Origin of the sequence: Collinsella sp. AM34-10 (assembly GCF_003469185.1) — a bacterium.
GTDB lineage: Bacteria > Actinomycetota > Coriobacteriia > Coriobacteriales > Coriobacteriaceae > Collinsella.
Genome location: NZ_QSIL01000011.1, coordinates 1 through 13,538, shown reverse-complemented (window position 1 = coordinate 13,538; position 13,538 = coordinate 1). Strand labels below are relative to the sequence as shown.

General features: G+C 60.0%; 9 protein-coding genes and 1 tRNA gene. 2 read left to right on the top strand and 8 right to left on the bottom strand.

Annotated elements, in window-relative coordinates; translation table 11 throughout:
- Positions 1 to 13: 13 nt before the first annotated feature.
- Both DW823_RS09255 and DW823_RS09250 read left to right on the top strand, forming a co-directional pair.
- Positions 14 to 919: a peptidoglycan-binding protein gene (locus DW823_RS09255; RefSeq protein ID WP_199574436.1), complete on the top strand. Its 906-nt coding sequence runs from the start codon at positions 14 to 16 to the stop codon at positions 917 to 919.
- 38 nt (positions 920 to 957) lie between these two features.
- Positions 958 to 1,032 (top strand) — tRNA-Gln (locus DW823_RS09250).
- Positions 1,033 to 1,487: 455 nt separating this feature from the next.
- On the opposite strand, the gene DW823_RS09245 is transcribed toward DW823_RS09250, so the two are convergent.
- From DW823_RS09245 to acpS, 8 genes are all read right to left on the bottom strand, one after another.
- Positions 1,488 to 3,659 (bottom strand): hypothetical protein, encoded by a 2,172-nt coding sequence (locus DW823_RS09245; protein ID WP_118081976.1) that lies wholly within the window; start codon positions 3,657 to 3,659, stop codon positions 1,488 to 1,490.
- 183 nt (positions 3,660 to 3,842) lie between these two features.
- Positions 3,843 to 5,732, bottom strand: a complete 1,890-nt coding sequence (locus DW823_RS09240; protein ID WP_118081973.1) for a carbon starvation protein A — start codon at positions 5,730 to 5,732, stop codon at positions 3,843 to 3,845.
- A gap of 817 nt (positions 5,733 to 6,549) precedes the next feature.
- On the bottom strand, positions 6,550 to 8,934 hold the full coding sequence (gene tsaD, locus DW823_RS09235) for a tRNA (adenosine(37)-N6)-threonylcarbamoyltransferase complex transferase subunit TsaD (protein ID WP_118081970.1): 2,385 nt from the start codon (positions 8,932 to 8,934) through the stop codon (positions 6,550 to 6,552).
- Positions 8,921 to 9,427, bottom strand: a complete 507-nt coding sequence (gene tsaE, locus DW823_RS09230; RefSeq protein WP_118081967.1) for a tRNA (adenosine(37)-N6)-threonylcarbamoyltransferase complex ATPase subunit type 1 TsaE — start codon at positions 9,425 to 9,427, stop codon at positions 8,921 to 8,923. Before tsaE ends, tsaD begins: the two co-directional genes overlap by 14 nt.
- A 12-nt stretch (positions 9,428 to 9,439) precedes the next feature.
- Positions 9,440 to 10,060, bottom strand: coding sequence for a uracil-DNA glycosylase (locus tag DW823_RS09225; protein WP_118081964.1), 621 nt, complete (start codon positions 10,058 to 10,060; stop codon positions 9,440 to 9,442).
- 8 nt (positions 10,061 to 10,068) lie between these two features.
- Positions 10,069 to 11,214 carry an alanine racemase gene (gene alr, locus DW823_RS09220; RefSeq protein ID WP_118081961.1) on the bottom strand — a complete coding sequence of 382 codons (1,146 nt, stop codon included), beginning with the start codon at positions 11,212 to 11,214 and terminating at the stop codon, positions 10,069 to 10,071.
- 2 nt (positions 11,215 to 11,216) lie between these two features.
- Entirely contained in the window at positions 11,217 to 12,833 is a 1,617-nt protein-coding gene (locus DW823_RS09215) for an NAD(P)H-hydrate dehydratase (protein WP_118081959.1), read from the bottom strand.
- A complete protein-coding gene (gene acpS / locus DW823_RS09210) occupies positions 12,834 to 13,373 on the bottom strand; it encodes a holo-ACP synthase (protein ID WP_118081957.1) in 540 nt (179 codons plus the stop codon).
- Positions 13,374 to 13,538: the final 165 nt, after the last annotated feature.

Genomic DNA, 13,538 nt, shown 5'->3' with positions numbered 1-13,538 from the left:
AAGGGGTTCGTTCATGGAACCTATTACAACGGGCATGCAGGGAGCAGCCGTCGAGGACGTCCAGTCCCGCCTTCTGCAGCTCGGCTATACAATCGATGACACCGAGGTCTCCGACAAGCGCTTTGGCACCACCACCGAGCAGGCTGTTGGCACCTTTAGGCTCGACAGTGGCCTTCCCGCTGGCTGCGCCGTCGATATCCCCTGTTGGAGCGCCCTGGTAGACGCCTCGTATAAACTGGGCGACCGCACGCTCTATCTGCGCATGCCCAATTTCCATGGCGCCGACGTTCAGGCCCTGCAGCGCGCGCTCAACGTTTTGGGTTTTGCCTGCGGTGAGGACGACGGCTATTTTGGCCCGCACACCGAGGCCGCTCTGCAGCAGTTCCAGGAAAATGTTGGCCTGTTTGCCGATGGCATGGCGTTCCAGGATACCTACGCCTATATCAACCGCCTGCATCACGTGTGGGAGGGCAAGCCCTCGGTTACCGAGGCCGAGTCGCGCATCGGTTTTGCCCGCGCCGCCAACGTGCTCGAGCGCTTCCAGATTGCCGTCATCGGTGAGGACCCCATCGCACGCAGCGTTGCATCGCGCATGTGGAACATCGCCACGGCGACGACCGACAGCAGCGGCATGATGCTTTGCGATTCCGAGGTTCCGACCGACGTGGATCTGGTGCTCGAGATTGCAAGCGATGAGCTGCCCGCAGATGCTGCGCCGCGCGCCACGATCGCCCTTGCCGAGTGTCACAACCTTGCACAGCGCATCCGCACCGCCAATGTCGCCGCGCAGCAAAAGCCCGCGCGCATCCGCATTGAGCTCACGGGCATGACGCGCTACAACGGAACCTTCACCGCAAGTGATGCGCAGACACTCGCCGTACGCCTGCTCGATGGCGTTTGCGATGCCCTCGCAGATTAGGTAAACTAAACGGGTTGCTTTTGGGCAACACCACACATTGGGACGTAGTTCAACGGTAGAACTCCGGTTTTTGGTGCCGGCTGTTGGGGGTTCGAATCCCTCCGTCCCAGCCAAAGAAACAAGCCTCTCGAACGCATAGCCGATCGGGAGGTTTTTCTTGTGGGCAAGCGGGGGGATTCGAACCCGCAAGGCAACACAACTTCTCGTCCAGCACGGGAAAATCTACCTTCAAAAGACAGGCGCCCCAAGCCCATTAGGACCAAGAGCGCCTTACATCTAGAAAATATAAGCCTAGTTCCGAAAAGCGAGCCGCATGCAACAACCAAGTAACCACAGGCCCCGGGAGAGCGGGGGCACCGGCTTAGGTTTATCGCGAGTTCCGCACGAACAGGAGGCCACGTGACCTCGATGTTTTGGACGTGACAGCGAGAGGGGTCCTGGTATGGCAAGGTGACGTGAAACAAGGCGGCGCTGACCTTCTGGTCGCGCCGCCGAAGTTGAACGTCAGATTGCCGTGCCAGGGCCCCTCGCAGCGTCAAGAAGACCGCCGTTCGGTAGAACGGCGGAACTAATTGTTCAGCATGCGGTCGAAGCTTCCCGAGTCGCCATCCCGATAGTCGGCGGTCATCAGAATCTCCTGCGGAATGCGTCCGCCCTCGCGCAGCACGTTGCGGAACTGCACGCGCGTGACCATGGGCAGATCTTTGATCGTCGCCGCCAGGTTCTGCGGTACACCCTGGTTGGCAGCCGCGGGCTCGCACTCACCGCCGGCCTTCACGCGGCGCTTGTGCTCGGCGAGCATGGCGCGATACATACCGGCATGCAGGCGAATCTCAACCACATTGGCGTTACGGGTCTGCTCGACAATGCGCGCACCCTCTCGGTCAATGTCGCCCACGTAGTAGACATAGTTAAAGCGATAGCCGATCTCGGCCAGATAATCATCCAGTGCGTGTGAAACGCTCGCCTTGCAGCCGCCGCCAAAGATCACGCCACCCACCTTGGTGCCAAAAAGCTTGGCGTGCTTGCGGCCGCGCAGGAGCTTGACGATCTCGTCATAGGTGTCCAGGTTCTCAACCATAATGAACGGCTTGTCGGCGCCCAGCGTAAAGAAGCCCGTAAAGTGCACAGGACGGTTGGGAGCAACCTTGATTGCCTGCATGCTGATGCCCTTTTCGGTCATACGCCGAATCAGGCGCTCGCCGTGTTTGCCGTCAAAGGCCTTCTCATCGTTAAAAATCTGGTAGGCGCGCTGGCGACGCGAAGCGACCGGCGTGTCGGCGCCGCGATTCTGCTCTATCCAAGCCTGGATGATCGCAATCTCCTCGGCAATCTTGCGGTTGGACATCTCGTTGTGCTGAGTGCGCTGCGGAGCCTTATTGCCGTCCTTGCCCTCGACCTTAACGATTTGAGTCTGCTGCTCCTTAATCTTGGAGAGCGCCGTAGGCGTGGGAACGACCTTGAGCAGCTGCCTGCCCAGGACACGGGCCAGAGCAAACGCCGAAACCTCGCCATGAGCGGGCGGCTCAGGCTGCTGGGCGGCCGCATCGTTTGCAGTCGGTTTGGGCTGCGCCTGGGATTTGCGCTTGGAATCCGCCTGAGCTTTGCGCTCTTGCTTTGGCGCGGACGGACCCTTTTGCGAGCGCTCGGGCTTGTCCCCCTTCGCCGGCTGGCGCTTGGGCTGCTCCACCAGGGCCTCAGCCTTCGCATCCTTGCTTTGCATCGCTGCCTTCTCGGCCGCGGCCTCGGCATTTGAGCCACGACCGCCGCGGTGACGACGGCGGCGGGGCTTGCTTGAGGCGCTCTCCCCTGTCTGCTTATCAGCGGACTGTTGAGCTTTGACCTCGGTGCCAGCCGCAGACTGCGACTCGGAAGGTTGCTGCTCGCAAGTCACCGGCTCAACGGTTTTCTCAGTTTGTTCGGCCTTATCGGCCTGAGCGGTCGAAGCCGGCTCGCCCTTCTCCTGACGCTTTATGGGATACGCGCGCCCCGCAAAACCGCGGCCGGGACGACACGAACCCGAAACCCTCTTGGCAGACTCCTCAGCATCGCCTGCAACCTCGGAAGGCTCTTCAGCCTCATGCGCGACATCCTGCTGCACAGCCTTAAAGTGAGCACCGCGACGACGCTTGGGCTCTTGGGCCTCCACGGGCTTTTGCGACTCAGCGGCAACCTCGGTCACAACAGTCTCGGTATCGAGTTCATCCTTTTGAGCCACGGCACGACGGAAGCGCTCCTGCTGGGCACGGCGCTGAGCATCGCGCTTGCCGCCCCCACCAAAACCGCCGCGACCGGCCTTAGCCGTAAAGGCGCGAACGACGCTCTCATCGAGCAGCTCGTCGGTATCGATATGCTCGCGCGGGGCCGTTTCCACCGAAGCGGGCACCTCGACAACGTCCTCGACGGCTTCTTCGGCAACCTCGGCAAGCTGCTCCTGGGCATCACTTATCTCGGCATGAATGGTATAGAACGCCGGACGTCCGTTAATGCCGCTGCCCTCGATCTTGGTAACGATTTTTGCCGCGATGAGTTCGTCGCGCATCGCCTTGGTGTCGCATTCCTTATCGACGGAGCGGAAAATCTGTGCCAGCGCGCTCGACTTGATTTTAAGCGCCTTGCGGCAGAGCAGGTCGTAGGCAACCAGCTTGGCGCGCTCGGCAGAAAGCGACGTCTGGCTGCTTAGACGCTCAGCCAGGGCATCGACATTATTTTGGTTATCGGAATATACCGTCTTGGCCACGGGGCCCCTTTCATATGTACACATATACGTCTATATGGTACATCGCGCGAGCCTATCCACGCAAAACATCTGCGAGGACGCCTTTGCATCACCCGTTCCCGCAAGAAAAAAGACCGAGCCCGCGTCGTTGCGGACCCGGTCTTTCCGAGTCATATGGATGGAACGGTTAGCTCATCAAGTTGACTAGGCCTTGGCAGCCTCGGCGTCGGCGGGAGCCTCGGCGACAGCAGTGCGGCCATACTCGGCCTTGCCCATCTCGGACCACTCGGGCTCCTCGTCGGGCATGGAACCGGCCTCCTTGCCGAAGAACTCCTTGAGGCAGTTGACGGCAACGATGAGGCCCAGGACCATCAGCAGGACGGCGAAGACGAGCTGCAGACCCTTGGTGGCGGCGACGGAAACGGCAGCCGTGGTGGCGGTAGCCGGGATGGTGCCGAAGAAGCCGTAGGCCTGGACGGCGGTCATGCAGCCCATGGCGCTCTGGACCAGCGAGGTGAAGGTGCAACAGAGCAGGAAGACAACGGGCACGTAGAGCATCCAACCCTTGCGGCCGGTGCACTTGCAGAACACGGCGAGGGTGATCATGGTCATACCGCCGAGCAGCTGGTTAGAAGCACCAAAGAGCGGCCAGATGTTGGCATAGCCGCCAAAGGCGAGGGCGAGGCCAGGAAGCAGGGTAACGACCGTGGCGAACCAGGGGTTACCGAGGACCTTCATGTAGCCGGCCTTGGACTCGATGGCCAGGGCGTCGTTGGTCTGGGCAAAGAACTCGGAGAACGAGGTGCGAGCGATGCGGGCGACGGCATCGAGCGAGGTCAGGGCCAGAGCGGAAACGTTCATGGTCATGAAGACGGTTGCGAGCGTGCCGTCAACGCCGAAGGCCTGCATACCGCGGGAGATGCCAGCTGCGAAGATCTGGAACGGGGTGGAAGCGACGCCGGCGTTAAGGGCGCCGGTACCGGCGGTGTTCATGTCGGAGAACATGATGCCGGCGACGATGATGGCAAGGATGCCGACGAAGGACTCGACGATCATGGCGCCGTAACCGACCTTGACGGCGTCCTGCTCCTTCTCGACCTGCTTGGAGGAGGTACCAGAAGAAACGAGGCTGTGGAAACCGGAGAGAGCACCGCAGGCAACGGAGACAAACAGGACCGGGAACATCATGCCCGAGGCATTGCTAAAGCCGGTGAAGACCGGAGCGGTGATGGTGGCCTGGCCGTTAGCGCCCAGGACGACGATACCGAGGACAGCGCAGACGATCATGACGATCATCATGATGGAAGTGAGGTAGTCGCGAGGGGTCTTGAGCATCTGGATGGGCATGGCACCGGCAAAGACCAGGTAGACCATGACGACGGCGAACCACTGGAACTTGTCCAGGTAGACCGGGAACTGCATGCCGACGGCGAACATGAGGACCATGAGTACCACGCCGGTGACGAACTCGGCAGCGCCGGTGAGGTTGAACTTCTTCTGGGCCCAACCAAAGGCCATGGCGACGAAGGTGAACAGGATGGAGATGGTGCCAGCGCAGCCAGCGGCATAGGACTTGGTGAAGTCGATGGCACCGGTAGCAGCACCAGAAGCGTCAACGGCCGGGGTGAACATGAACGTCTTGCAGACCATGTCGGTGAAAGCGGCGATGACGATGATGCAGAACAGCCAGCAGAACAGCAGGAACAGGCGACGGCCGGTCTTGCCGATGTACTTCTCGATGAGCTGGGCCAGGGACTTGCCGTTGTTCTTCATCGAGGCGTACAGGGCGCCAAAGTCGTGGACGGCGCCAAAGAAGATGCCGCCGACGAGGACCCAGAGCACGACGGGAAGCCAGCCGAAGGCCATAGCGACGATCGTACCCGTAACAGGGCCGGCACCGCAGATCGAGCTGAACTGGTGCGAGAACGCGGTGAAGGCGGAGACGGGCGAGAAGCTGTTGCCGTCTTTCATGCGCTTGGCCGGCGTGAGGGCCTCTTTGTCAACGCCCCACTTGTTGGCCAGCCATCGGCCATAGCCCAGATAGCCGCAGGCGAGCACCGCCGCGGCCACAACCATGAGCAAAACTCCGTTCATTACATTTCCTCCTCTAAAAAGAACTTCCCAGACATAAAAAATGAGGGCCGTCGGTTGCGCTCGACGGCCCTCATCTTCATCAGCCGCCCGTTATCGTACGGGCTAGCTGTATGTGCTAACCCGCATCAGATAATTACTACGCTGATAATGTTTAGCTGATGCGTGAACATGTCTAAGAAATCCTCTTCAATCATGATGTGAACGATCCGTGCGTGTTCACATCCCCCAGTGGTTGAAAAGGAGTATGAAACTTTAGTTACCTAAAGTCAACGCAAATATGTAATGAATTTTCCACTTTTTTGAATTTCTCGGTATAAAACGCCACTGACCTCGGACTTTACCCCACGACAGTTTTTGCATGAGAGATGCTCCTCGGGGGCGGGGCGGGCGCCTGCCGCCATATATGAACTTTCCTGCTCGGACAGTCCTGCTCACGACGGAGGCCACATTAAGTGGCCTCCTGTTCGTGCGGAACTCGCGATAAAGTTCATATATGGCGGCAGGCGCCCGCCCCGCCCCCGAGGAGCTCCCATCCCAAATGTGCGGAGCATAGCTCCGCACACCAACTTTTTCTTTCAGCTAAAGAACGCCGGAAATTCGACGCTGGCTTGTTGACCTTGCTGGACGCTGTCGACGCCAAACCAGCTCAGAAGCTATATCGATACAGAAAGGTCCCCGACCGGAGGGGCCGGATATAAGGTTTATCGCGAGTTCCGCACGCAAAGAAGGCCACTTAATGTGGCCTTCGTCTTGCGCAGGACTGTAGAGCAGGAAACCTTATATCCGGCCCCTCCGGTCGGGGACTGCACCCGTACGACTACAGCGTCATGTTTGGATCGGCGTCGACGTCGAACGGCGAGATTTCACCTCGGTCGAATTTACGGCGAGCGACCTCCGCGATCATGGCGGCGTTATCGGTGCAGGCAGACAAGGGCGGCACCGTTACGCGGATTCCCTGACGCCCGAGTTTCTTGATCATCATCTCGCGCAGATGCGGGTTGGCCGAGACGCCGCCGCCGATGCAATACTCCTTGCACCCGGTAGCATGCAGGGCGTTTTTGGCCTTCTTGTACTGCACGTCAAAGACCGCCGCCTCAAACGAAGCCGCCAAATCGGGCAGATGAATCGTGCGCCCGGCCTTGGTCTCCTGCTCGATGTAGAGCGTCACCGCCGTCTTGAGGCCCGAAAGCGAGAAGCGGTAGTCGCCCCTGCTGTTCAGCGCGCGGGGGAAATCAATCGCCTTAGGGTTGCCCGTCTCGGCAAGCTTGGAGATGATGGGGCCTCCGGGATAGCCAAGGCCCAGTGCCTTTGCCACCTTGTCGAAGGCTTCGCCCACGGCGTCGTCAAGCGTCTCGCCAAGCACCTCGTAGTCGCCCCATGCCCTTACGTGCACGAGCATGGTGTGCCCGCCCGAAACAAGCGTAAAGATAAACGGCGGCTTGAGGTCGGGCTGCGCCAGCAGGTTGGCAAACAGGTGACCCTCCAGATGATTGACGCACACCAGCGGTTTGCCGGCAGCATACGCAAAGCCCTTGGCAAAGGCGACACCCACCACCAAGGCACCCACCAGGCCCGGACCTTGCGTCACGCCCACGGCGGCAAGCTCACTTGGCGCAATGGCTCCGCCCGTAAGGCCCAGCGACGCTGCGGCGTCCTCGAGTGCCGCGTCCACGACGCTCACGATGACCTCAACGTGCTTGCGCGAGGCAATCTCGGGTACCACGCCGCCAAAGCGGGCATGAAAATCAATCTGCGTCGACACCTGGTTGGCCAGCATCTTGCCGTCCGCATCGATAATTGCCACGGCTGTCTCGTCGCAGGAGCTCTCGATGGCAAGCACCAGGCGGCGGCGCTCGATTTCGGCACGCTCCTCAGCGGTGCGTTCGGGCGCGGGCAGCGGCCATACACGCTGTTCGGCAGCCGTCGGCTCGGGCGAGGCATTGTCGAGAGGAAGCACCAGGGGCAGCGGCGCCGTCATGACGATGGCATCCTTGCCGGCACCGTAATAGCCACGGCGACGACCCGCCTCGGTAAAGCCCAGAGCGGCATAGAGTGCAATTGCGGCCTCGTTGCCGTCCTCAACCTCAAGCGAAGCCGTGGTGCAGCCGAGCATCTGGGCGTCATAGCTCACGTGCGACAGAAGCTTGCGGGCGATGCCCTCGCGGCGATGCGCCGGATCGACGGCAACGTCCATAATCTGCACGTCCCCGTCGACGACCATACCGCCGGCAAGACCCAGCAGACGACCGTCGTCGTGCGCCACCCACCAGCTACGCGGCGCGGCAACGTCCTCGCCCAGCTCGGACAGGAACATGCCCGGCGTCCACGCCTCGTGTCCGGCGCCTTCAAAGCAGGCGGTCTCCAGCGCGCTCGCGCCCTCGGCATCCGCCGCGCCCATGGGGCGGAATTGCAGATGACGTCCGGCAAGCTCGTCGGCAACACCTGTCACCTCACTCTGCGCGCTCTCGGCAAGGCCCAGACGCTTGCGCTCGTTTTCCTCGGCGTCCGAAAGGCGCGTATAGATCGGCAAGACGCGAGCCGGATCGCCATCGCCTGCGGCGTGCGCCATCAGCAGGCCCTCGCCCGAGGGCCACCACAGGTCTCGCTCCACGCAGCGCGCCGTCTCATCCTCGCCCAGCAGTTTGCCATAACGCACGAGACCGTCACCAGTCAGCTGAACCTGATCCCAGTCCGCGGTCTGGCGCCACTCATCAAGCGCCATGGCGGCCTTGACCACGCGCTCGCGCTCAAACAGACGCTCGGGACCCTCGTCCCCCAGCACATACAGCGCCGGGTACACCTCGCCGCGCATGGCGTCGGCAAGAACACCAAGCTTGCCGCGTACGCCGGCCTTCCATGCCGTCCAGGCGCAAGCGTCAAGTGTCGACACGCCGAGCAACGGCACGTTGGCACCGCGTGCTAGACCCTTTGCGGTGGAGATGCCGATACGCACGCCCGTAAACGAACCCGGGCCGCGGCCGACGACGTAACTGCCCACGTCGGCACGGTCCATGCCAGCCTGAGCAAGCACGCTGTCGACGGTATTCACGAGCTCCACATTGGCATGGCGACGGCACATATGGTCGCCACTCACCTGCTTCGTCTCGCCCGTCTGCCCATCAATCCAGCTTGCCGCGCAGGCAAGCATATCGGTCGAAGTATCGAGCGCCACCACCAGCGCGTAATCGTTATGCAAGCTCATCTTGTACAGCCCTATCAATCAAATCGGAAAGCTCCGCTGCGCGCTCACCGTGCGCCTCGAGCGTTATCGTTCGCACGTCGCTGTCGTCCTCATCGCGCTTAAGCGTCACCGAAAGATACTCATCCGTCAGCTCATCCTGAAACTGCTCGCCCCATTCCAGCAGGCAAACACCCTCATAGCCCAGCACGTCAAAAATGCCCGTATCCTCAAGCTCGTAGGCATGCTCCAGGCGGTACAGATCAAAATGGAACAGCGGAATACGCCCTTGGTCATGAACGGCCATGAGTGCGAACGTAGGGCTCGTGACCATATGCTCATCGCCCAGAGCGCGCGAAACGCCCTTGGTAAAGTGGGTTTTGCCCACCCCGAGGCCGCCGGTCAAAATCAGCACATCGCCATCTTCTAGACACGGTGCGACCAGCTCGCCAAAATGCTCCGTATCGGCAGTACGAGCCGTTCTATAGGTACCTACCCCCAGGCGCTCCAGGGACATATATGCTCCTTATTATTCCGAGGCACCCTCTGGCGCGGGGTGCCGCTCCAGATAGTCGCCCAGCATCTTAAAGTCTTCCTCCAGCAACTCCTGCCACGCCGGATTGCGCAGCGCCGCCGCAGGATGAAACGTCGGCATCACCACAAAGTGGCCCATCTGATGGAACCTGCCGCGCAGCTTGGTAATGCCGATCTCGGTCTTGAGCACAAAGTGCGTTGCGGGGTTACCGAGCGTCACGATGATATCGGGCCAGATGCTTCGAATCTGCTCGCGCAAAAACGGTGAGCAAGCCAGCACTTCCTCGGGACGCGGATTGCGGTTTCCCGGCGGGCGACACTTAAGCACGTTGGCGATATAGACGTCCTCGCGCTTAAGACCTGCCAGGGACAAAATGCCGTTGAGGTCTTCACCCGCCGCCCCCACAAAGGGTTCGCCCTGCAAATCCTCGTTGCGACCCGGTGCTTCACCAATAAACATGACGCGAGCGTGGGGGTTTCCCACGCCAAACACGATGCTATGGCGCGACTGATAGAGCTGGCAGAGATGGCAGTCGCCTAAAACAGCCTCAATCTCCTCGAGTGCGACCTCACGTGGCGCCTGATGGGTATGGCCGGGGATGTGCATGACGCCCATAGCGGCTCCTACACGTAGACCTTGTCGAGACGCATGCCAAAGCCGCAGGCGACCTCGTAGTTAATCGTTCCGCGCAGTCGGGCCATCTCGTCCATAGTGATCTCGGCATCGCCATCGCGGCCGACAATAATCATCTCGTCACCATACTCGGCCTCGGGAATCTCATGTGCCGGGTTGGACTGAATGGCGACCATAACCTGATCCATGCAGATATTGCCAACCTGACGCACGCGCTCGCCGCGATACAGCACATCCATACGATTGGAAAGCGTACGCGATAGGCCGTCGGCATAACCGATCGGCAGCGTGCAGATCTGAACGCGCGTACGCGGTACGCGGTAGGTAAAGCCGTAGCCCACGCCCTCACCCATCGCAGGATGTGCCACGCGCGTCACGCGCGCATGGACACTCATGACGGGATCAAGCTGCATCACGCGGCCACTCAGCTCGCACGGCTGCATGCCATACAAGCCAACGCCGGCGCGAATCATATCAAAATGCATCGAGGGGTCGAGCATCGAGGACGGCGTGTTGGCGCAGTGCACGGTACCGCACTCAAAACCCGCATCCTTAATGGCCTGAACGGCCTCGGTAAAGCGCTGACACTGCAGCTTGTAGTCCCAGCCCGAAGGTTCATCGGCCGTGGCGAAGTGCGTAAATACGCCATCGCACTGAATGCCGCGATGGAAATCAATACCACGGACAAAGTCGAGCACCTGCGTGTAATGTACGCCGATGCGGTTCATGCCCGTCTCGATGGCGAGATGATACTTACCCACCTTGCCCGCCGCGACGGCACATTCGCCATACGCAAGAGCAAAGTCGGGCGTATAGACCGAGGGCATGATATCGAACTCGAGCAACGTCGGAATAGCCTCGATAGGCGGCTCGCTTAGGATGAGGATGGGTTTCGTAATCCCGCCCTGTCGGAGCTCAACACCCTCGTTAACCGTCGCCACGGCAAACATGTCGGCACCGGCCGAATACATAATCTTGGCGCACTCAACAGCTCCATGACCATAAGCGTCGGCTTTAACCACGCAGCACAGGCGCTGACGCGGATTCAGCAAATTCTTATAGGCCCTCGTGTTGCGGCGAAGCGCCCCGCGGTCGATCTCGACCCAGGACCAACGCGTCAAATCGGCTTTATTCATAATTAGTCATCCGACCCTTCGTCCGTGATTCCCAGATCATCGAGCGCATCCTTTGCCGCCAACTCCATGGCGGGACCGATCAAGTCGATAAGATCGGTCGCGATAACGCTCTTCTCGCCAAACTCCGTCGCCGCGGCAAAACCGGCATAGCTATGAAGCGCGACGGCATACGAGTACAGCAGCTCCCAGCGGTCCATCTCATCGCGCATGGTGGCTAGCGTGCCGGCCAGAATACCCGCAAGGACGTCACCCGAGCCAGCGGTCGCCAACGACGCCGGGCCAGAGAGCGGCAGCAGCACGCGCTCAACACCGCAAATGGCCGTCGTCGGGCCCTTAGCGATAACAACGAGGTTATCGGAACCGGCGGCCCAGACAACCTTTTGCGCGGCGGCAATCGCGGTTCCAAGGTCATTGACCTCATCACCGGCGACGAGACGCGAAAGCTCACGATAATGCGGCGTCATAACGAGCGGCTGCTCACGACGATACATCTCGGGATTACTGTCGATGCCATCGATTGCAATCTTGGCAAGGCAGTTGAGAGCATCGGCATCCAAGATAAGCGGTACGTCGAGCTCAAGCAGACCCGAAACCACCTGCATGGCACCGGCAGATGTCGTCATGCCGGGACCACACAGCACGCAGCTATATTTCTTGGCAATCTCACATACCGTCATGCGCGCAGCGGCACCAAAAGAACCGCGGGAATCAGATGGAATAGCAAAGACCGGAATCGAGGGGAGCGCCATGCGGATAAGGTTGGCACACGCATCCGGCGTCGCGACCGCCACATAGCCGGCACCTGCGCGGGCGGCGGACTTAGCAGCCATAATGGCGGCACCAGGATACTGCGCCGATCCGGCAACAATGAGCACCGAGCCGCGCGAGTACTTATCGATATTCGTGGGCAGCGGAGCAAAGTAGTCCACAAGGTCGCCGGGTTCCACGATCTCGGCAGCATGGTCGACATCGTCAATGACCTCATCAAGGCGGTCGTACAAACCACCGCAGACCAGATCGCCTGCATATTCGGGACCGTCAGCGCTGTATAGGCCAATCTTAGGAGCAATCATCGTCACCGTACGCTCGGCACGAATGCAGTCATCATCAACCACACCCGTCTCGGCATTCAGACCCGAGGGAACATCGATGGAGACAACGCAATCGGCATTTTCATTGACCGTGGGGATCCAGATTGAAAACGGCGCACGAAGATCACCGTGAAAACCAGTACCAAAAATGGCATCGACTACAACATCAGCCTTATCGATCAGCACCTCCAACTCATCACGAGAGGGGCCGACACACACGTGCACGTCGCGACCAGCAGTGCGGCGGGCAACATGACGAGCGAGAGCGGCAGGGATCTCATCCGGCTCAACCGGAGATACGATATCAACATCAACGCCCTTATGCGTCAGAATGTCAGCGGCAACCCAGCCGTCTCCGCCATTGTTGCCAAAACCGACCAATACAAGAACGCGATCGGGGTTGAGCTTTAAAATCTCGTTGGCAGCAAATTCGCCCGCCAACTCCATGAGTTCGGCCTTCGAGGTGCCCTCACGCTCGATAATATCTTCGAGGCGAACGACTTCCTCGGTACTCAAAACCGGTTTCATCTATGCTCCTAGCGCATCTTGCGGATCATCATCCAGATGTTCCGACAAAGCAGATTGTTGCAGCTGTTCGAGCTCGTCTAAGACAGAACGAGCCTCTTTAAATGTCTGAGCAACGCGCTCCTTCGTGCTCACCTTTTCTTCCTTGGGTTTAGGTCGAGCATCCTCGGTGATCGCAATGGCATTAGCAACAGCCAAGTCACCCGTCAGAGTAATAGAAAGAGCGACCTCGACAACGCCCAATTCCTGGGCGATTTCGAGAGCACGGCCCGAAAGCAGCGCTTTTGGCTTGCCGAGCTTATCGCGCGTTACGGAAACGTCTTTACGGCCAACGCCCTGGCTAAAACCCGTACCAAGCGCCTTAAGTACCGCCTCGCGAGAAGCAAAACGGCTGGCATAATGCGCGGCAGGACGAGACGAGGCATCGCAATACGCGCGCTCTTCATCGGTAAACACGCGCCGGGCAAACGCGGGTGTCTTCTCAAGGATTGATTTCATTCGGGAAATCTCGACGATATCAACGCCGATTCCGGCTTCGGCCATAATCACCTCCATGCTGCACAGACTATGACATTGTAGCCCGTTCGCAGAAGATGCGACAAACGAGGGCCAAAAACACAGCGAGAGTGGAGTGATGGCCCTATAAACGCAAAAAAGGGGAAGGCCGCGAGGCCTCCCCCTTCTACATTCCCAATGGCGGCTCGGTGC

What these genes read in the sequence shown, in the direction of transcription:
- DW823_RS09255 (WP_199574436.1), top strand. Translation starts at nt 14, where the DNA reads ATGGAACCTATTACAACGGGCATGCAGGGAGCAGCCGTCGAGGACGTC.
- DW823_RS09240 (WP_118081973.1), bottom strand. Translation starts at nt 5,732, where the DNA reads ATGAACGGAGTTTTGCTCATGGTTGTGGCCGCGGCGGTGCTCGCCTGC.
- tsaD (WP_118081970.1), bottom strand. Translation starts at nt 8,934, where the DNA reads ATGAGCTTGCATAACGATTACGCGCTGGTGGTGGCGCTCGATACTTCG.
- tsaE (WP_118081967.1), bottom strand. Translation starts at nt 9,427, where the DNA reads ATGTCCCTGGAGCGCCTGGGGGTAGGTACCTATAGAACGGCTCGTACT.
- DW823_RS09225 (WP_118081964.1), bottom strand. Translation starts at nt 10,060, where the DNA reads ATGGGCGTCATGCACATCCCCGGCCATACCCATCAGGCGCCACGTGAG.
- alr (WP_118081961.1), bottom strand. Translation starts at nt 11,214, where the DNA reads ATGAATAAAGCCGATTTGACGCGTTGGTCCTGGGTCGAGATCGACCGC.
- DW823_RS09215 (WP_118081959.1), bottom strand. Translation starts at nt 12,833, where the DNA reads ATGAAACCGGTTTTGAGTACCGAGGAAGTCGTTCGCCTCGAAGATATT.
- acpS (WP_118081957.1), bottom strand. Translation starts at nt 13,373, where the DNA reads ATGGCCGAAGCCGGAATCGGCGTTGATATCGTCGAGATTTCCCGAATG.